The organism is Peptoanaerobacter stomatis, assembly GCF_000238095.2.
In the GTDB taxonomy this organism is placed as follows: Bacteria; Bacillota; Clostridia; order Peptostreptococcales; family Filifactoraceae; genus Peptoanaerobacter; species Peptoanaerobacter stomatis_A.
This window is the reverse complement of sequence record NZ_JH815225.1, coordinates 384472-405761: the sequence shown is the minus strand read 5'-3', so window position 1 is coordinate 405761 and position 21290 is coordinate 384472. Positions and strand designations below refer to the sequence as shown.

Genomic DNA, 21290 nt, shown 5'->3' with positions numbered 1-21290 from the left:
CCTTGATTTTAGACCTGTTTGCAAAATTATTAAAAAATATTTTTAACTTTTAGATTTATAAAAAAGTTTATATTACAGATTTAAAGATAAAAAATAAAATAAATAAATTAATACATTTTGGAGGTTCAATATGAGTGAAGATTTTGTAAGACAAGAAGAAGATTATAACACACAGTTGCAAACTATAAGTAATCAAGTAAAAGCATCTCCTGAAATACAACAGATTGCAAGAAATCTTGATGTAAGAGATGTTAAAAATATAATGAGTTTCGGACAGGAAACAGCGACAGAAATTTCAAAATTTAGTGATAAGATACTTTCATCAATAAACAATTCACAGATAGAAGACAGCGGTAGAATGATGAAACAATTATCCGATATAATGGATAAATTTGATGTAAAAGATTTTGAGGATAAAAGCTCAAAAGGATTTTTGTCAAATATATTCGGCAAGGCAAAAGACAATATACAAAGCCTACTTAAAAAATATGAAACTATGGACAGCGAAGTATCTAAAATATATGTAGAAATAAAAAAATACGAAGCTGAAATAGGAAAAACAAATGATATGCTTGACAATATGTATGCTAAAAACATAGAGTATTATCAAGAATTGGAAAAATATATAATGGCTGGAAATTTAGCTATAGAAAATTTGAGAAACACATTGATACCACAATATGAGCAAAAAGCACTTGAAACAGGTAATGAGCTGGATAATTTGAATGCACAAAATGCAAGAGCATCTCTTGAAATGTTGGAGCAAAGAGTGTATGATTTGGAGCTTGCCAAAATGGTAGCAGTACAATCAGCACCACAAATAAAATTAATTCAAAGAGGTAATTATAATTTACTTAGAAAAATAGGAAGTGCATTTGTAGTAACAATACCGGTGTTTAAAACAGGCATAATACAAGCCGTTACTATAAAAAGACAAAAAGTACAATCAGATTCTATGAAAGCATTAGATGAAAGAACAAACGAAATGCTTATTAGAAACGCAAAAAATATATCTGCACAATCAGTGGATATAGCTAAGTTGTCCGGCTCATCAAGTATAAAGATAGAAACATTGGAAAATACATTTAATACAATAATGCAAGGGATAGAAGAGACTATTAGAATAGAAGAAGAAAACAGATCTGCAAGAGAGCAAGGAAAACAGAGAATACTTCAATTACAAACAGATATGAAAAACAAAATAAAAAGTATGTAAATTAAAAAAATGATTTTAAAATTATAGATATTGTATTTTTGCTTAAATCTATTATAAATTTGAAAAAGTAGTTTATATATAAGCATAATTATAAATAAAATTACTTTATATTGACAAAAATTGTAATAAAATTTTAATATTGTGGTATAATAAATAAAAAGTAAAATTTGGAGGATAATATATGAAATTAGTAATGATAAGACATGGACAAAGCCAATGGAATTTGGAAAACAGATTTACAGGTTGGAAAGACGTTGATTTATCTGAGCAAGGAGTAGAAGAAGCGAAAAAAGCTGGAGAGCAATTAAAAGAAGACGGATTTACATTTGACATAGCGTACACTTCTTATCAAAAAAGAGCTATAAAGACATTAAATATAGTGCTTGAAGAAATAGATGAACTTTATATACCTGTAAAAAAATCATGGAGATTAAATGAACGTCATTATGGAGCATTGCAAGGATTAAATAAAGCTGAAACTGCAAAAAAATACGGAGATGAACAAGTGCATATATGGAGAAGAAGTTTTGATGTACCTCCTCCTCCTTTAGATGACGATGATGAAAGAAATGTAAAATTCGATCCTAAATATAAAAACTTAAATCCTTCAGATTTACCAAAAGGAGAAAGCTTAAAAGATACAATAAACAGAGTTATACCTTTTTGGGACAGCGATATATCAAAAGATATAAAAGAAGGTAAAAATGTAATAATAGCTGCACACGGAAATTCATTAAGAGCACTTATAAAATATTTGCTAAATATAGATAATCAGCGCATACTTGATCTTAATCTTCCAACAGGTGTTCCGCTTATATTTGAAATAGATAAAGATTTAAAAATAACAAAATCACCTGAATTATTTTAATTAAGTAAATAGAATTTGTACTAATCTCTTTTTGAAAAAATTGGCATTGTTATTATTTATAAAAATGTCTTAATTTATTTGATATTAAAAAATATATAGTAATTATCCATTGGTAATTAGGCAATGGTATTAGTTTTATTAGAGAGGGACTAATGAAAATATTATCATCTGTTTTTATAATAACGGCAGTTTTGCTTGAAATTACAAGTATGATTTTATTGTTGTTGAAAGTTGTATATAGATTTTAACCAAGCGGTATATACTGTTTTTCGTTCTAATTTATTTATTATGCCGATATGAAATTGAATATTTTATATTGAAATATTTATAATTTTTGAGTATTTTCGGTAAATATGATTTGTTATATTAAATCAGCATTAAGAGACTGTGTGTTTAAAAACATACAGTCTTTTTTTATACAATATATAAATTAAAAATTGTATACATATATTGATAAAGATAGTATAATAGTATAGAAAATTATTATTATTTAATAATTTTTATAAATTTGGACACATATGGAGGTTTTGTTATGGAAATTAAATTTGACGGTGTAATGGAAACATTACTTATAACACTTTATATAAGGGCAAAAGATGCAAATAGCAAAGAACCTATTATAAATGATAAGAAAGCGGCTCAAATCATATCGAAAATAGATTATAATTTTTCAAAGTTTGAAAATGCGTGGGGTTCTTATTATGGAACACTTGCAAGGGTTAAGGTTATGGACGAGGAAACAAGAAAATTTATAGCGAAAAATCCTGATTGTGTAATTGTATCTGTCGGTTGCGGCCTTGATACAAGATTTGAAAGAGTTGATAACGGAAAAATAACTTGGTATAATTTGGATTTTCCTGAGGTTATTGAAAAGAGAAAATTGCTTTTTGAAAAAAATTCAAGAGTTATAGATATATCTAAGTCAGCACTTGATGAAAGCTGGGGAAAAGACATAAAAACAAATGGAAAGCCTCTTTTAATATTATCAGAAGGAGTACTTATGTATCTCAAAGAGGATGAAGTAAAGAAATTTTTGAATATATTGACTGATTCATTTGACAGTTTCGAGGCTCATTTTGATCTTTTGTATAAAGGCTTGGTTAAGAGATCCAAAGAGCATGATACTTTAAAGCATATGAAAGTAAATTTTGAATATGGGGTGAAAGACGGCAGTGAGCTGGTTAAACTTAATCCTAAGTTAAAACAAATCGGTCTTATAAATTTTACAAGAGAAATGAAAAAATTTCCGCTCGGTATTAAAAAGATATTTTTGCCGTTAATGTATATTGCAAACGATAGATTAGGAATGTACACTTATAATAAATAAAGTTAATTATATATACTTATATAAAAATCTTATAAAATAATGGAAAAATCATAATAATTAATTTTTCAAATAAACTATTTATATGAATGTTATATAATTATACAAGTTATCCATAATTTTATTAGAAAACAGTATTATGCTGAAAACTTATTAAATAACAATGTGATTGTATTACAACAAAATTATTTATAATTCGTAAAATATATAATTTCTTCAAATATAAAATACTTGGTATCTTAAATGGTGGTTTGTATTGATTTACTTCACAATAATATAAAACAGTAGAGAACTAAAAAGTAATATTAGTTGCCTACTGTTTTGTTGTTATAGTTATTTCATATATTGTATATATTTTTTGATGTGGTTTAATTTGTAAAGCATTATATATATACTTCTTTTCAGGTTGTGTTTGAGGTCATAAGGATAATCGAAAGTATTTACTTCCTTGCCTTCTTTTATCAATTCCTTAACTCTATTTTTTAAGTTTTCGTCTTTTACATATTTAAAGACTATTGAATTAGGTATTAAATGCCAATATAATTCTTTTGTTTGTTTTATAAGTGGAAGGTCTTTTCTTTGTACTCTGTCTTCTACAAGTAGTTTCGCTATATTGGCACAGGCTGCTGTTACAGAGTAGTTACTTCTTCCTTGACGTATATTTACTTCAAATAGTTTATATTTTCCATCACGATAATCATATTTGCAGTCACAATTGCAAAAGCCTGTGAATTCTATTTTTTCTAAAAATGATTTTATCTTTTCCATCGGTTCTTCAACATATTGCATTATTATAGCCGCATCGTTACCTATTGCGGTAGGAACGTGCTCTTCCAAAAGTACATGACCTAATGCCATCATCTTGACCTTTTTATTTCTGTCACAATAAAATGATGGTGTCCATATACTGCTGTCATCACCGGGTATATATTCTTGTATTATGAGTGTATCATCATAATAAGTTGAATATATCAGCCTTACTATTCTTATAAAATCTTTTTTATTTTGTGCTATATAAACTTTTTCCATTCCTTCAAATCTGTCACTCCAAAAAAGTACAGGGTTTGAAGGTTTTATTACAATTGGATACATAATTCCAAAATCGGTTATTTCCATGTCTTTTGACAATATTTTTGTCTTAGGAATATCTACATTCATTTCTTCACACAGTTTATAAAAATTTTCTTTATTAATAAGACTGTTTTTTAAAGTTTCATCAATATATGGAATTATAAATAAATCTTTCAGTTCTTCTTTTGATTTTATTATAAGATCTACATAATCATCTTTGGTACCTATAAGTATAGCTGTCTTGCCTTCTTCTTTTAAATCATTGCCTAATTCTATCATAGATTCTATAAAATGATTGATATCTGTAAAATTTTCATCAACATAAAAATCTATTATTTTAGAATTATCCGTTGCACCGAGTACATCTTTTGCAATAGCTATACTTATTATACCATATTGTTCATGAAACGCTCTTGCAACAGAATATGCGTTTATATCTCCTCCTATTAAAACAGGTTGTATAGTATTTGATATATCCATAGTTTTATTGTATGATAAGCGTCTATCATACTCTCCTTTCTCGTAAAAGATTTAATGTTATGTATGCAGTTAATTTAAAATAATCAATATCTTAATTATGGTTATATTTTTTAATAAATATTTGAATTATTTTATTCAAATTTCAGGATATAATAATTTTATAATACACCGCTATAAAGTAAAATTTATTACAAAAATTATAACATAAAACAAATTTTTTTTGAATCATTAATATTAAACATTATACAAATCCGTAAAAATATGTTAAAATATATTTCAAAATATAAATTTATTATAGAAATATCCTAAACTTATGATATAATATATAAGTTAGATTGAAAAAAATGGGAGGCTAAAATGTCATTAGAATTATTGAAAAAAGAAGGATATAACGCTGAATTAAAAATGGTAATAAACTCAGCAGATTTTGAAAAATATTGTACAAAAGCTTATAATAAAAATAAAGGTAAAATAAGCATACCTGGATTTAGAAAAGGTAAAGTGCCTAAACAAATAATAGAAAAATATTATGGAGTAGGTTTTTTCTATGAAGATGCTTTAAATGACGCTTTTTCTGAAGAATTTTCAAAAGGTGTTGAACAAATAGGTATAGAACCTGTTGCAAGACCTGTTATAGATGTAGAAGAAATAGAAACTGGAAAAGATGTTGTTATAGACGTAAAAGTAGTAATAAAACCTGATATAGAAATAGGACAGTACAAAGGGCTTGAAGTAAAATTTGGTGATACTACTCCAACTGATGAAGAAGTTGAAAGAGAACTTGAAAATAGAAGAAATCAAAACGCAAGATTTGTAACTATCGAAGATAGAGCAGTTAAAGACGGAGATATTGTTAAACTTGATTTTGAAGGCAAAAAAGATGGAGTTCCTTTTGAAGGTGGAAAAGGAGAAAATTATTCGCTTACAATAGGTTCAAAATCATTCATAGATGGATTTGAAGAACAGCTTATAGGTATGAACATAGGAGAAAAAAAAGTAATTGAAGTGACTTTCCCACAAGAATATATGGAGAAATCTTTAGCAGGTCAAAAAGCAACTTTTGACGTAAAGATTAATGAAATCAAAGAAAAACAATTACCTGAGCTTGATGATGAATTTGTAAAAGATATAAGTGAATTTGATACATTAGATCAATTAAAAGAAGACATAAAAAAGACTATATCACAAAGAAAAGAAAAAGATGCTACAAGAGAATTTGAAAATGATATAGTTGAACAAATAGTGAAAAATTCAAAAATTGATTTACCTAAAGAGATGATAGACACAGAGGCTGATCATATGTTTAATGAATTTGCACAAGGACTTTCATATCAAGGTATGAACGTTGATATGTATTCAAAATACATCAATAAATCAATAGATGAATTAAAAAATGAAATGAAACCTGAAGCAGAAAAAAGAGTAAAAGGTTCATTGGTGTTAGAAAAAGTAAAAAAACTTGAAAATGTAGGTTACAGTGAAGATCAAGTTGAAAGAGAACTTGAACAAATGGCACAAATGTATGGAATGGAAGTAGACAAATTAAAAGATATATTCAAAGGCGAACAAAGAGAATATATGATTGACAATATAATACTTAGAAATACAATAGAGTTCTTAAAAGCTGAGACAAAGAGAATATAATTTTATTACAGCAAATATTTTTTTGCTGTAAACAGTTTATGAGGAGGTACGATAATGGCATATGTTCCTGTAGTCGTTGAGCAGACAAGCAGAGGAGAAAGAAGCTATGACATATATTCAAGACTTTTAAAAGACAGAATAATATTTCTTGGAGATGAAGTAAATGACCAGACCGCTTCGCTTGTAGTAGCTCAATTACTTTTCTTAGAATCGGAAGATCCTGATAAGGATATATCCCTATATATAAATTCTCCTGGTGGAAGTATAACAGCAGGTATGGCTATATATGACACAATTCAATATATAAAACCGGATGTGTCAACAATATGCATAGGTATGGCAGCATCAATGGGAGCATTTCTTCTTAATTGTGGAACTAAAGGCAAAAGATTTGCGCTTCCTAACAGTGAAATCATGATACATCAACCGCTTGGCGGAACAAGAGGACAAGCGACAGACATAAAAATACACGCTGAAAGAATTATAAAAATGAGAGAAAATCTCAATCAAATAATGGCTGAAAGAACAGGACAGCCTATAGAAGTAATAAACAGAGATACAGAAAGAGACTTTTTTATGTCTGCAGAAGAGGCAAAACAATACGGTCTCATAGATGATGTTATTACAAACAGAAATAAAGTTGAAAATAAAAATTAATTTAGGAGAAATTGATGGCAAGTAAAAATGATAAAATAGTAAGATGTTCATTTTGCGGAAAAACTCAAAGTGAAGTAAAAAAACTTATCTACGGAAAAGGCGTATATATATGCAATGAGTGTATAGATCTTGCCCAAAATATGATAAATGAAGAAAGAGACAGAAGCATGTCTTTATCTTCAAGCTCAAATGATCTTCCTAAACCAAAAGAAATAAAAGATTTTCTTGATGAATATATAATAGGGCAGGAAGCTGCGAAAAAAGTTTTGTCAGTATCTTTATATAATCATTATAAGAGAATATATCACGTTGATAAAAAAGGAAATAAAACAGAATTGCAAAAGAGTAATATACTGCTTCTTGGACCTACAGGCTCAGGTAAGACGCTTTTGGCTCAAACTCTTGCTAAAATTATGGATGTTCCTTTTGCTATAGCTGATGCAACTACCCTTACAGAAGCAGGCTATGTTGGAGAAGATGTTGAGAATATACTTTTAAAATTAATACAAGCAGCGGATTTCAACATAGAAAAGGCACAAAAAGGTATAGTTTATATTGATGAGATTGACAAAATAACACGAAAATCTGAAAATGTATCAATAACAAGAGATGTAAGCGGTGAAGGAGTGCAACAAGCTCTTTTAAAAATAATAGAAGGAACTTTAGCAAATGTTCCTCCTCAAGGAGGAAGAAAACATCCTAATCAAGAACTTATTCAAATAGATACAACCAACATTATGTTTATAGTTGGTGGCGCATTTGAAGGAATAGATGAGATAGTTAGAAAGAGATTAGGAAAAAATGTAGTCGGTTTCGGCTCTAAAGTAGTTTCAAAAGATACTATGAAAATAGGGGAGATATACAAAAATGTCCAAACTGAGGATTTATTGAAATATGGACTTATACCTGAATTTGTAGGAAGGCTTCCAATCGTTGTATCTCTTGATCCTTTAGATGAAGAGGCTCTCGTTAAAATATTAAAAGAACCTAAAAATTCTCTTGTAAAACAATTTAAAAAATTGTTTGAACTTGATAATGTAATATTGGAGATAGACGATGAAGCACTGACAGAAGTGGCAAAAAAAGCAATAGAACGTAAAACCGGAGCAAGAGGATTGAGAAGTATATTGGAAGAAACAATGATGGATATAATGTATGATATTCCGTCAAGAGATGACGTAGAAAAAGTGCTTATCAATAAAGATTGTATAGACAAGAAGGCACAACCAATACTGACATTATATAAAAAACCTAAAGAATTGGCATAAATTCAACTAAGGCACTTCTATTTATTAATGGGAGTGCCTTAGTTTAGTATAGTATCAAAATATAATAATATTTAAATTAAGATATGCTCAGATATATTGAAAAATATCTATAAATTAATTAGTATTAATATAACATATTTATATACAAAATAATTAAATTGGTTAAGGAGCAAATTCAATGGACATAGAAAAGAAAAAATGGGAAGTACTTTGTACTGCTGAAAAACTTGATGATATAGCAAAAAAATTAGGTCAAAAAATTTCAGAAGATTATAAAGATAAAAACCTGCTAATAGTATCCATACTAAAAGGTAGCTTATTTTTTACATCAGACTTATCCAAAAATATAAAACCTGTCACTAAAATAGATTTTATGATGACTTCAAGTTATGGAGATGGAGAAATAAATTTAGGAAAAGTAAAGATACTAAAAGATATAGATTATAATTTGGACGGATATGATGTTTTAATAGTAGATGATATATTGGACACAGGAATAACAATGGAGTTTTTAATAAAACATCTTGGAGAAAAAAATCCGAACTCTTTAAAAACTTGCGTACTGTTTAATAAGCAAGAAAGAAGAAAAGTTGATTTAAAAGCTGATTATATAGGAATGGAAATAGAAGATAAATTTTTGGTAGGATATGGTTTGGATTTTAAAGACAGATACAGAAATATACCATATGTATTTTGCGTATTAGACGAAGATAGATAAATAAAAGGAACAATTATGTGTGAATATAAATATCTCAGTAATATATATGATAAATCTATGAATATATCAGGTATTGATTATGACAAGTGGTTCAAAAAAATATCATCCCTTATGGGAGATGAGAAAAAAAATATAAAAAATATATTGGAATTAGGCTGTGGAACAGGTAATTTAACAAAGAAATTTTTATCTGACGGATACGAAGTTGTAGGTATTGATAAAAGTTTTGAAATGCTTGAAATAGCTAAGCAAAAAACAAGTGAATATGGAGATAAAATAATTTTAATACAACAAGATGTATGTGATATAGATTTTGATATATATGAAATAGATATGATATTGTCTGCAAATGATTTAATAAATTATATAACGAATGAATATGATTTACAAAATCTGTTTGATTTTTGCTATGAGCACCTTAGAAAAGACGGACTTTTTATATTTGATATAAGCTCTGAGTATAAAATTTCCAATATACTTTCTAACAATACATTTTTTGAAGAAGATGATGAGTATTGTATGGTATGGCAAAATGTTTATGATAAGGAAGATGGTATTATAGATATGTATATTGATATATTCAGAGAAAATGAACAAGGTTTGTATGAGAGATTTCAAGAAGAACACCAGCAAAGAGCTTATGCAGAAAAAGAAATAGACAATATTTTAAAAAAATCAGGGTTTAAAAACATAAAAAAAGAATATTTTGTTAATAAAGATAGTGAAGAAGTATATAAAAATCAATATGAAAGAATATTTTACTCTGTAAGTAAATAATAAAAAACAGTATTGATTATTTTAAATTTTTAGGAGAAAAAATGGATTATATAATAAGTGCTACGGACTCTGGCAAAGAAGTGTCCGTATACGTTGCCAAGACAACTGATATGGTAGAAACCGTGAGAGATATCCACAAGCCAACGCCGGTAGTATGTGCCGCTATGGGTAGAGCTGTGACAGCCACTTCTATTATGGGGCTTATGATGAAAGGCGAAAAAAATAAAATATCTCTAATAATAAAAGGAGACGGATTGATTGGCAACATAACTTGCACAGGAAATTCTAAAGGATATGTAAAAGCTTGTGCTACTAATTATGATGTTGATATACCTATACGAGAAACTGACGGAAAATTAGATGTAGGTAGAGCAGTAGGGAGCAATGGGATACTTACAGTAATAAGAGATTTAGGATTGAAAGAGCCATATGTCGGACACAATTCGCTTGTAAATGGAGAAATTGCACAAGATTTGACAAGCTATTTTGTAAATTCGGAGCAAGTTGCATCAAGTGTAGGCCTTGGAGTATTGGTAGATACAGATTATACTGTAAAACATGCCGGAGGATTTATAGTGTCATTGATGCCTTTTGCAAAAGAAGAAACTATATCAAAACTTGAAGACAATATAAAAAATATAAACTCAATAACTTCTTTGATGGAGGATGATTTGACACCTGAAGATATAGCGCAACTAATCTTAAAAGATTTAGGTTGCATTATATTGTCTAAGAATGAAGTTAAATACGAATGTGATTGCAGTAGAAAAAGAATAGAAGAAGCACTTATTTCGATAGGAAAAAAAGAGCTGCAAAAAATATATGAAGAAGATAAAAAAGCTGAAATATGTTGTCATTTTTGTAATAAAAAATATTATTTTGACGAAAAGGAATTAAAATCTTTAATTGACCATATTAAATAGACAATGTGGAAAATCATATATTCATAAAAATATTTACAGCTCTAGTTTTTAAGTTGTAAAAAATCTTATTTGAATGTATTAAATAGTTGCTTACCAATTAAAAATATTGAAACTGTATAACTAAAAGGAGTTGCGTATTTTTTGGAAACTTTAATATCATCGTTTCTACTCATTTTTTTCGCCGAAATGGGTGATAAAACTCAATTTTTAGCATTAATATTTGCTACTCGATATAAGCTATACCAAGTAATACTCGGCATATCATTGGGTATTGTGTTTAATCATGGTTTAGCTGTACTTGTTGCTACATTTTTATCATCTTTTATAAATATAGGTATATTAAAAATAATAGCGGGAGTTATGTTTCTATTATTTGGTTTTGAGTCTTTTATACTTAGAATAGAAAATGATGATAAAGAGGATATAAGAGGGAAATTTGGAGCTATATTTACAGTCGCTTTATGCTTTTTTATAGGTGAACTTGGCGATAAAACCCAAATAACTGCCATGTCTATAGTGTTTACAGGGAAAAATCCTATACTTGTTTTAATAGGTACTACACTTGGTATGATATTTGTCAGTTTGTTTGGAATAATCGTAGGAAAAATAATAAAAGGGAAGATACCGAAAAATTTGATGAAAAAAATATCCGGAGTATGTTTTATCACATTCGGTATAGAAGCATTATCAAAATCTGTTCCGTCTCAATATCTAACATTTATAAATACAACTGCATTCTCTATTATATGTATGATGACAATGCTTTTAATTTATTTTAAAAATAAAAGTGTGAAAAAAAATATCTAAAATCAATATGTATTTAAAAAACAAAGATAATAATTTAGAGGTAAAGATGATAAATATAGATTTGATATGTGTTGGAGCCTTAAAATCAGATATTTTTAAACAAGCAGAAAAAAATATATTGAAAAAAACAGATAAGAATTATAATATAAAAATAATAGAGATAGAAGATGAAAAAAATCAAAATATTAATAGAAGTTCAGAAATAGAAAAGATAAAGGAAAAAGAGGGTGCAAAGATACTTTCAAAGATAAAAAAAGGCAATTACGTCATAACACTTGAAATAGATTCAAGGCAAAGTAAAAATTTGAGTATTTGCAATATTATAAATGAAACCGGCAGAGAAAATATCAGCATAATAATAGGCGGTTCTGTGGGTCTTAGTAAAAAAGTGAGTGAGATTTCAAATAAGAAAATATCTATATCAAAGATGACATTTCCTCATCAGTTGATGAGGCTTGTCATGTTGGAGCAGTTTATAATATGCTGAAAATAGAATTTTTATAAAAATAAATTTATACTAAACCATTATATTTTATACTATTATCTATTTAAACGTAGATATTTTTCAATATCTTTGAGCATATCTTAATTTAAATAGTTTTTAGTATGAAATATATACCATAAATTATTGAAAGATATAAAATCAATTATAAAATATATTTAGTATTTTAATTAACATTGATTTACATAATTTTTTAAACATATATAACTTATTATTTAAAATATTACATAGATATATTTGTCAGATTAAGATAGTTTTAAGAACACAATAGTATCATAAACTCCATTATCAGATATTTTTAAAAGGAGAAAAAATGTTAGATATAAATACAGCAAAGGACAGGATTGATGAATTAAAAAAAGAAATTGAGAAAAACAACAAACTTTATTATGAAGATGACAGTCCTACAATAAGTGATTATGATTATGATATGATGATGAACGAGTTAATATCTCTCGAAAATAAATATCCTAATTTAAGAACAGAAGATTCTCCAAGTGCACGAGTCGGTGGAAAAGTCCTTGAAAAATTTGAGCAAGTTGTACATGAAAAACAGATGATGTCTCTTACAAACGCATACTCTCTTGGAGAGCTTAGAGATTTTGACAATAGAATTAAAGAATATACTCTTGCTCCCAGATATGTTGTTGAATTTAAAATAGACGGTTTATCACTTCTCTTAAAATACAAAAACGGTATGCTTATATCTGCTGCTACAAGAGGTGACGGTTTTGTTGGTGAGGATGTAACAGAAAATGCAAAAACCATAAAATCCATACCTATAAGGCTGAAAGAAAATGTTGATATAAATGTAAGGGGAGAAGTGTTTATTCCTAAGGATATCTTTTATAAATTGAATGAAATACAGATAGAAAATGAAGAAAGACCATTTGCAAATCCAAGAAATATGGCGGCAGGTTCTTTAAGGCAATTAAATTCAAAAATAGCTGCAAAAAGACAATTGGATATTTTTATATTCAATATAGAAAGCGAAAATATAGATATACATTCTCATTTTAAAGCACTTGATTATGTAAAAGATTTGGGAATGAAAATTTCTCCTGAAAAAAAATTATGCAATAATATAGATGAAGTGATTGCAGAGATAGAAAAATGGTCAGAAAAAAGATTTGAACTGCCATTTGAAATAGACGGAATGGTTGTTAAATTAGATGACATTGATTTAAGAGAAGAAGTCGGAAACACATCAAAAGCACCTAAATGGGCAATAGCATATAAATTTCCGCCGGAAAGAGTGAAAACAAAAGTAAAAGATATAATTGTACAAGTCGGCAGAACAGGCGTTATAACGCCGACTGCAATATTGGAACCTGTAAAAATATCAGGCAGTATAGTTTCCAGAGCTACACTTCATAATGAAGATTATATAATTCAAAAAGATATAAGGATAGGTGACTATGCTTATATTCAAAAAGCAGGTGAAATAATACCAGAGGTTTATGAAGTAGATGTGCAAAGTAGAACCGGAGAAGAAAAGCAGTTTTCTATGCCAAACGTCTGTCCGGAATGTGGAGCGAAAACTGTCAGATTTGAAGGAGAAGCATCTTGGAAATGTACGAACATATCCTGTCCGGCTCAAATAAAACGCAGAATAATACATTTTGTATCAAAAGGTGCTATGGATATAGACGGATTTGGAGAAAAATTGGTAGTACAGTTTTATGATGAAGGACTGATAAAAGATATATCAGATATATATTCATTAAAGCCTGAAGTTTTGAAAATGTTGCCGAGATTAGGAGAAAAATCTGTAAATAACCTTATGAGGTCTATTGAAGAGTCAAAAAATACACCTTTAGAAAAGTTTATTTTTGCGCTTGGAATAAAGTTCATAGGTGCAAATGCCGGCAAAGTACTTGCGAAAAATTTTGCCAATATAAAAGAAATAATGGATACAAGTGTAGAAAGATTGACATCAATAGACGAAATAGGCGATAAAATGGCACAAAGCTTGGTAGAATTTTTTGAAATAGATGAAAATAGAGCCTTAATTGAAAAATTAATTTCGTATGGAATAAATCCTCAATCAGACATAAATATAGATACAAAAACAGCTATATTTTCTTCTTTAAAAATTGTTGCTACAGGTACGCTTATAAAGTTCAAAAGAGATGATATACAAAAAACTGTTGAAGAAAATGGAGGCAAATTGTCAAGTTCTGTCAGTAAAAATACAAACTTTGTGGTGGCAGGAGAAAATGCAGGCTCAAAATTGGAAAAGGCAAATTCACTTGGTGTAAAAGTTATAACGGAAGAACAATTTGAAAAAATATTAACGCTTAAAAATGTTCAAGAAGTGCTTGATTTTATTAAAAATGTATAGGTGAAAAAAGTGAGTATCATAAAAAATGGAAAACTAACAGTCAATCAATTAAAAAAACTCATATACTCCAATTTAGGTAAAAAGAGAGAAGAAGTTATTACAATGCCTCTTGTAGGTCAAGATTGCGGATATTTTTATACAGAAGACAATATAATCTCCATAACAACTGATCCTATAACTGCAACAGATACAAATATAGGTAAATTATCCGTAATAATAAACCTTAATGATATTGCTACATCATTTGCAGAGCCTTTTGCAATAACAGTAACACTTCTTTGCCCTGAAAACACAACAGAAGAAAAAATATATCAGATAATGAAAGACATATCTGATGAGTGTATTAAAAATGATGTGCAAATAGTAGGAGGGCATACAGAGGTTACAACTGCTGTAAATCAAATATTAGTATGTGTGACTGCGCTTGGAAAACTTGACAAAAAAAGATATGAGGAAACAGAACCTATAAAATCAGGCGACAACATATATATGAGCAAAGAAATTTCTCTTGAAGGAAGTATGATAATCGCTTGTGAAAAAAAAGAAGAATTAAAAGATGTTTTAACAGATGAAGAATTTGAAATTGTAAAGTTATTTTTGGAAAAATTGAGTGTAGTAAAAGAATCAAAACTACTTAAAAATAAAAAAATTTCACTTATGCATGATGTAACTGAAGGAGGAATACTTGGTGCATTATATGAAATGTGTAGTTATGCACAAAAAGGTTGTATGATAGATTATGACAAAATAAAAATAAACAGTATAACTAAAAAAATAAGCAAATTTTACAATATAGATCCGCTCCGATTAATTTCAAGCGGTTGTATGTTAATAATAACAAATGAAGAAATATCTGAGAAAATCGATGATATAAGTTTTACAAAGATTGGTAAAATTACTGATGATAATAAATTATTGATGAAAAAAGATGACGGTTTTATAGAAATTGAAGAACCTGATTCTGATGAAATATACAAAGTTATTTGATAGCGCTTGTTTTTTGTGATATAATCTAAATATATGATTTTATAAAAATAATTAAAATCAGTCAAAGAATAACTCTTTTATGGAGGTGTGTTTGAGTATAATGGAGACTAAAAAACTTTTGTTGGTGGATAGTGAAGTTTTACCGGAAGTATTTTCAAAAGTTGTAATGGCAAAACAATTACTTATTTCAGGAAAAGCAAAAGGAGTAAGCGATGCTGTAAAAAAAGCCAATATAAGCAGAAGCTCATATTATAAATATAAAGATTATGTTTTTAATGCATCTGGAAGTGTAAACGGAAATAAGGCAACAATAGAGTTTTCGCTCGAGCACATATCAGGTATATTATCTGAAATTTTGGATATATTGGCAAAGGAAAAAGCAAATATATTGACAATAAATCAGACTATACCTATAAATAATGTGGCAACTATAACAATAACACTCGATATGTCACAAATGGATATAACTATATATAAATTAGTAAATAAAATTAAGGACAAAAGTAGAGTATTGGAAGTAAAACTTTTGGCAATGGAGTAGACAATGTTGGAAGAAAAAAAATTTAGACGTTTGATATTAGTGATAACACTAATAGTTATTGTATCAGTAGTAGGAATATATGCACTATATTATAGTAAACAGCCGGATTTAAAAGCTGATAATGTAAAAACAACCGATGTGGCATTGGATATGCCTATCCTACCTTTTGATGCGTTTTCTATGCTTAAAGAAGATTTAATAATAAAATTCGGTGAAGGCGAAGAAGGAAATGGACAGGATTACGACAATCAGTATGTAGACTATAATCAAAAATGGTTTGGAAAGATGTTTAAAGCAAGATATTACTATGGTCTGTATACAAGAATTTATCAAATAAACCTGAAAGTTGAAAAAAATGATATACAAAGTGTATATGATGAGATGAAAAAGCAATTGGGAACACCTATTCAAGATACATTATTGAATAAAGAAAAGAGTCTTGACGAAAGAAAAACCTATTGGGTAAAAGATTCAGTAAGATACAGCATATTTTACGAAGACAGCGGACAGTGTATGGCTAAGATGTGGTTAGAGTATTACCCTAATCCAGATGGACACAATTTAGGAGAAAGACCTACTATAATACAAAGACAAGATGGTGTAGAAGGTATAATCGACGGTGAAAAAGTAAGTATATTATTAGTTGGAGATAAACCTAAATACACAAGCAGGTATTATAAAAATCTGTATTTGATAATTGGAAGCAAATCAGGAAGTTATTTAGGAAGAATGCCTAAAGATGGAGATGGCGGATTTTATCCTAAATTTACACTTACCAATATAGCAAATTCTAAAAATAAAAACATATTGATTGAAACAGATAATGAATATACAAAATGGTATATAGGTTTTAAATTTAAAAACAATCAATTAAATGTAATATATTCATCTGAAAAAGAACCGTCAGAACAATAAAATAAAAACATAAAATTTTTTATATTGTTTAAGGGGGATATAATTGAAAGAATCACACAATAAATTAGAAAGTAATCAATTATTAAAAGATATAAGAGAAAACATAAAGATAATAAATTGTATAGATATAACAGATGAATTCGGATATGAGGATTTATTTGTATATGATTGTATGCTTGAAACTTCAAGAGTGCATTTAGCTACTATAGATTTTTCAGGCAACGTATCATATATGACTATGAATGATTATCCTATGTTTGAAAATGATATAAGAGACTTTATAGGTAGTATTATAAGTACTTTGGATTCTGAAATAAGAATAAAATATTCAATAGATACAGTAAAAGTAGACTATGATATATATACATTTTTCGATTACAAAGAAAATATAAAATTTATATTGACAGTAGATGTATCAGGACAAAACAGAAGATATTTAAAACTTAAGACAAAAAATATTATAAGTACTCAATTAAGAGGAAAATCTAAATATTTGAATTAAATTTATATCATATTTTAAGGAGTAGATATGGGTTTAAAAAATTTTTTTGAAAATATATTTAAAAAAGATGAAGTAAAAGAAGAAGATATTCAAAAAATTGATGAAGAAGTAATAGAAGATGAAGAAAAATTGGAAGAAGACCTATTATCTTCAGAAATTGATGAAGTATCTCCTGAAAAGATAGAAGAAAGTAAAAATACAGATAATAATAACAGCTTTAAGGAAATATTAGACTCAAAAGAAAAAAATATAAATATACAAGAAGATTTTAAAGAAAGCTTTAAATCAGATAATAAAACTCAAGATATAGAAATAAACTCACAAGATAGCATTGAAGATAAACAACAGCTTCAAGAAGATGAAAATAAGGAAGAAGTTAGTGAAACTTTAGAAAATGAAAAAACGGTAGCGGTTGAAGAAACTGTAGTAGTTGAACAAGAAAAAAAAGGATTATTTGCAAGATTAAAAGAAGGCTTAAAAAAGACAAGTAATTCTTTTACATCAAAATTTGACAATCTGTTTAAAGGTTATATAAAAATAGATGATGAGTTGTATGAAGAAATAGAAGAAATACTTATAACAAGCGATATAAGTTTTGAAACTACAATAAAAATTGTAGAAAATTTAAAATCCAATATAAAAAAGAAGAATATAAACGATATAAATCTTGTAAAACCTGAGCTTAAAGAAGTAGTAAGTGAATTGTTAAGAGATAACAACAGCAAGTTAGATGTATATGATGAACAAAGTATTATAATAATAGTTGGAGTTAATGGGGTTGGGAAGACCACTACAATAGGTAAGCTTGCATCAAAATTTAAAAAAGAAGGGAAATCCGTATTGCTTGCGGCAGGAGATACATTCAGAGCTGCAGCTGAAGAACAGCTTGAAATATGGTCCAAAAGAGCAGATGTGGATATAGTAAGACATAAAGAAAGTGGTAGCGATCCTTCTGCAGTAATATTTGATGCAATGCAAAAAGCTAAATCAAAAAATATTGATATACTGATTTGTGACACTGCCGGAAGATTGCACAACAAAGTAAATCTTATGAATGAGCTCGGAAAAATAATGAGAACTGTAAATAAAGAATATCCTGATGCAAAAAAAGAAATATTACTTGTAATAGATGCAACAACAGGACAAAATGCACTTAATCAAGTAAAAACTTTCAATGAAGCCGTAAATTTGACAGGGGTGATATTGACAAAATTAGACGGAACTGCAAAAGGCGGAGTTGTATTGTCTATAATAGATGAATACAAAATACCTATTAAATTTATAGGAGTTGGAGAAAAAGTAGATGATTTGCAAGAATTTGATTACAATAACTTTGTAGAGGCATTGTTTGACAATTCAAAAGAGTAAAGTACAAAAAATATATTCTTATACTATTACCTAATTAAATAATATATAATAAAATGCTGAATTGAATGTATTTGATTAATGTTGTTTTTAACTATAAGGTCAATAGCCAATCTTAATCAAACACATTCAAACGCATTTTTTATATTGTAACATTAAATGTTATTTTAAATAGTATTTCGTATTATCTTGCTATTTATGCTTAATTTTTTTAAAGAGGTGTTATTAAATGATAACTATATCAAATGAAGAGTTACGACAAAATATCAAGTATTTAGAATTATTATCAACATCCTATCCCAATATCACAAGCGCTGTTGAAGAAGTGGTAAATTTAAAAGCAATTTTGAATTTACCTAAGGGTACTGAGCATTTTTTGACAGATATACATGGTGAAGCTGAAGCATTTAACCACGTTATGCAAAACGCATCCGGAGCCATAAGGAGAAAGGTATATGAAGAGCTTGGTTCGACTGTCAGTATAGAAGACTTGGAAGAGCTTACAACATTGATATATTATCCAAAAGAAAAATTGGAGCTTATAAAAAAGAAAAAAGATGAAAGACTTTTGGATAATTGGTATGAACTTACCATATACAGATTGGTGAGAGTAACAAGAGCCGCTTCATCAAAATACACGAGATCTAAGGTCAGAAAGACGTTGCCTAAAGATTTTGCATACATAATGGAAGAGCTTTTACAAGAAGATGAGCACAGATTTAATAAAAAAGAATATTATACACAGATAATAAAAAGTCTTGTAGAATATGAAAGAGCAGATTTATTTATAATACAAATTTCACAAGTTATAAAAAATCTTACAATAGACCATTTACATATAATAGGAGATATATACGACAGAGGACCTGCACCGCATGAAGTAATGGATACTTTGATGAGCCAAAAAAATCTTGATATACAATGGGGAAACCATGATATATTATGGATGGGTGCAGCTGCAGGAAGTCAAGTGTGTGTTGCAAATGCAGTCAGGATAGCACTCAGATATGCAAATAATGATGTTATCGAAGAAGGCTATGGTATAAATTTACTACCACTTGCAACCTTCGCAAGCAAAGTTTATAAAGATGATGAATGTGCTAAATTTATGCCGAAAGAATCTGTTCAAAAACCTTTTGACATAGATGAAAAATTGCTCGCAAAAATGCACAAGGCAATATCAATAATACAATTTAAACTTGAAGAAGATGTCATAAGAAAAAATCCTTCATATGAGATGAAAAAGAGAAAAATATTAAATACTATAGATTTAAAAGATTGCTCTATAGAAATAGAAGGTGTTAGATATAAGCTAAATGACAGCAGTTTTCCAACCATAGATCCAAAAAATCCTATAAAATTGACAAATGAAGAAAAAAATGTAATAGAGGCAATAACGAATAATTTTATTCACAGTGAAAAGCTTACAAGACATATAAGATTTTTGTATGCAAAAGGAAGTATGTATTGTACGTATAACAACAATTTATTGTTCCATGCATGCATATTATTAAATGAAGACGGCAGTTTTAAAAAGAAAAAGATAAATGGAGAATATTATAAAGGTAAAGCCTTGATGGATAAATATGACCAAATGGCAAGAGAAGCATATTTTTCAAAAGACAGCTCAAAAACAAGCCCTGATTTCTTATGGTTTTTGTGGTGCAATGAAGACTCTACGCTTTTTGGAAAAGATAAGATGACAACATTTGAAAGATATTTTATAGACGATAAAGCAACACATAAAGAAACATTATCACCGTATTACAAGCTTATGGGAAAAGATGACGGTACTCTTGCAGTACAAATATTGGAGGAATTCGGTTTAGACTCAAAAGACTCTCATATAATAAACGGACACACCCCTGTTAAGTTAAGTAAAGGTGAGCGTCCAATAAAAGCCGGAGGAAGACAGTTAGTGATAGACGGAGGCTTTTCAAAAGCATATCAAAAAACCACAGGTATAGCAGGATACACATTGACATATAACTCCTACGGTTTGACACTTATAAGTCATAATCCGTTTGAATCTGTAGAAAAAGTGTTAAAAGAAGGATTTGATATAAAATCTACAAAACAAGTAATAGAAACAGTTACAGAGAGAAAAAGAGTAGGGGATACAGACACAGGCAAAACTATAATGGATAAAATCTATAATCTTGAAATGCTTATATCTTCCTACAAAAAAGGTATAATAAAACAAAAAGATTAAAATATAAGCAAAATCATTAAAAATAGTGTTAAATTTAGTAAAAATGGATATAAATATTGTTAAACTCATACTAATTTCACTTGGAAAAATTTAATAAAAAGTATATTTTAACAAGTTGTTGTAATTTTATATATTTTACATGAAATTAGTATTAATAACATACAGAAGG

At 28.2% G+C, this 21290-nt stretch carries 19 protein-coding genes; 18 read left to right on the top strand and 1 reads right to left on the bottom strand.

The features are described 5' to 3' along the window. Positions 1-130: 130 nt before the first annotated feature. From HMPREF9630_RS01735 to HMPREF9630_RS01725, 3 genes are all read left to right on the top strand, one after another. Complete coding sequence (locus tag HMPREF9630_RS01735; RefSeq protein WP_009526821.1) at positions 131-1216, top strand: toxic anion resistance protein; 1086 nt, start codon at positions 131-133, stop codon at positions 1214-1216. Between the two features lie 181 nt (positions 1217-1397). Then, positions 1398-2084 carry a 2,3-diphosphoglycerate-dependent phosphoglycerate mutase gene (gpmA, locus tag HMPREF9630_RS01730; RefSeq protein WP_009526820.1) on the top strand — a complete coding sequence of 229 codons (687 nt, stop codon included), beginning with the start codon at positions 1398-1400 and terminating at the stop codon, positions 2082-2084. A 532-nt stretch (positions 2085-2616) separates the two neighbouring features. After that, positions 2617-3411, top strand: coding sequence for a class I SAM-dependent methyltransferase (locus HMPREF9630_RS01725; RefSeq protein ID WP_009526819.1), 795 nt, complete (start codon positions 2617-2619; stop codon positions 3409-3411). Positions 3412-3741: 330 nt separating this feature from the next. On the opposite strand, the gene HMPREF9630_RS01720 is transcribed toward HMPREF9630_RS01725, so the two are convergent. Then, on the bottom strand, positions 3742-4959 hold the full coding sequence (locus HMPREF9630_RS01720; protein ID WP_009526818.1) for a carboxylate--amine ligase: 1218 nt from the start codon (positions 4957-4959) through the stop codon (positions 3742-3744). Positions 4960-5316: 357 nt separating this feature from the next. Between HMPREF9630_RS01720 and tig the strand changes: the two genes are divergently transcribed. The 15 genes from tig to HMPREF9630_RS01645 all read left to right on the top strand — a co-directional run bounded on the left by tig (position 5317) and on the right by HMPREF9630_RS01645 (position 21121). After that, complete coding sequence (gene tig, locus HMPREF9630_RS01715) at positions 5317-6603, top strand: trigger factor (RefSeq protein ID WP_009526817.1); 1287 nt, start codon at positions 5317-5319, stop codon at positions 6601-6603. Positions 6604-6657: 54 nt separating this feature from the next. After that, positions 6658-7260 carry an ATP-dependent Clp endopeptidase proteolytic subunit ClpP gene (gene clpP / locus HMPREF9630_RS01710; RefSeq protein WP_009524811.1) on the top strand — a complete coding sequence of 201 codons (603 nt, stop codon included), beginning with the start codon at positions 6658-6660 and terminating at the stop codon, positions 7258-7260. A 14-nt stretch (positions 7261-7274) separates the two neighbouring features. Next, positions 7275-8528 (top strand): ATP-dependent Clp protease ATP-binding subunit ClpX, encoded by a 1254-nt coding sequence (gene clpX, locus HMPREF9630_RS01705; RefSeq protein WP_009526816.1) that lies wholly within the window; start codon positions 7275-7277, stop codon positions 8526-8528. 178 nt (positions 8529-8706) lie between these two features. Beyond that, entirely contained in the window at positions 8707-9246 is a 540-nt protein-coding gene (gene hpt, locus HMPREF9630_RS01700) for a hypoxanthine phosphoribosyltransferase (RefSeq protein WP_009526815.1), read from the top strand. A gap of 15 nt (positions 9247-9261) precedes the next feature. Next, on the top strand, positions 9262-10023 hold the full coding sequence (locus HMPREF9630_RS01695; RefSeq protein ID WP_009526814.1) for a class I SAM-dependent DNA methyltransferase: 762 nt from the start codon (positions 9262-9264) through the stop codon (positions 10021-10023). Positions 10024-10064: 41 nt separating this feature from the next. Further along, complete coding sequence (hslO, locus tag HMPREF9630_RS01690) at positions 10065-10946, top strand: Hsp33 family molecular chaperone HslO (RefSeq protein ID WP_009526813.1); 882 nt, start codon at positions 10065-10067, stop codon at positions 10944-10946. A 141-nt stretch (positions 10947-11087) separates the two neighbouring features. Beyond that, positions 11088-11753 (top strand): TMEM165/GDT1 family protein, encoded by a 666-nt coding sequence (locus tag HMPREF9630_RS01685; protein ID WP_009526812.1) that lies wholly within the window; start codon positions 11088-11090, stop codon positions 11751-11753. A 46-nt stretch (positions 11754-11799) separates the two neighbouring features. After that, the gene (locus HMPREF9630_RS01680; RefSeq protein WP_009526811.1) at positions 11800-12240 is read left to right on the top strand and encodes a 23S rRNA (pseudouridine(1915)-N(3))-methyltransferase RlmH; all 441 of its coding nucleotides are present in this window, start codon (positions 11800-11802) and stop codon (positions 12238-12240) included. A gap of 328 nt (positions 12241-12568) precedes the next feature. Continuing rightward, on the top strand, positions 12569-14599 hold the full coding sequence (gene ligA / locus HMPREF9630_RS01675) for an NAD-dependent DNA ligase LigA (protein ID WP_009526810.1): 2031 nt from the start codon (positions 12569-12571) through the stop codon (positions 14597-14599). 9 nt (positions 14600-14608) lie between these two features. Next, positions 14609-15586 (top strand): AIR synthase family protein, encoded by a 978-nt coding sequence (locus HMPREF9630_RS01670; protein WP_009526809.1) that lies wholly within the window; start codon positions 14609-14611, stop codon positions 15584-15586. A gap of 100 nt (positions 15587-15686) precedes the next feature. Next, the gene (locus HMPREF9630_RS01665; RefSeq protein ID WP_330364370.1) at positions 15687-16127 is read left to right on the top strand and encodes an ACT domain-containing protein; all 441 of its coding nucleotides are present in this window, start codon (positions 15687-15689) and stop codon (positions 16125-16127) included. A gap of 3 nt (positions 16128-16130) precedes the next feature. Continuing rightward, on the top strand, positions 16131-17042 hold the full coding sequence (locus tag HMPREF9630_RS01660) for a hypothetical protein (protein WP_009526808.1): 912 nt from the start codon (positions 16131-16133) through the stop codon (positions 17040-17042). A 43-nt stretch (positions 17043-17085) separates the two neighbouring features. After that, positions 17086-17544 (top strand): hypothetical protein, encoded by a 459-nt coding sequence (locus HMPREF9630_RS01655; RefSeq protein WP_009524801.1) that lies wholly within the window; start codon positions 17086-17088, stop codon positions 17542-17544. Positions 17545-17571: 27 nt separating this feature from the next. Then, on the top strand, positions 17572-18912 hold the full coding sequence (ftsY, locus tag HMPREF9630_RS01650) for a signal recognition particle-docking protein FtsY (RefSeq protein ID WP_009526807.1): 1341 nt from the start codon (positions 17572-17574) through the stop codon (positions 18910-18912). Positions 18913-19138: 226 nt separating this feature from the next. Next, the gene (locus tag HMPREF9630_RS01645) at positions 19139-21121 is read left to right on the top strand and encodes a fructose-bisphosphatase class III (RefSeq protein ID WP_009526806.1); all 1983 of its coding nucleotides are present in this window, start codon (positions 19139-19141) and stop codon (positions 21119-21121) included. Positions 21122-21290: the final 169 nt, after the last annotated feature.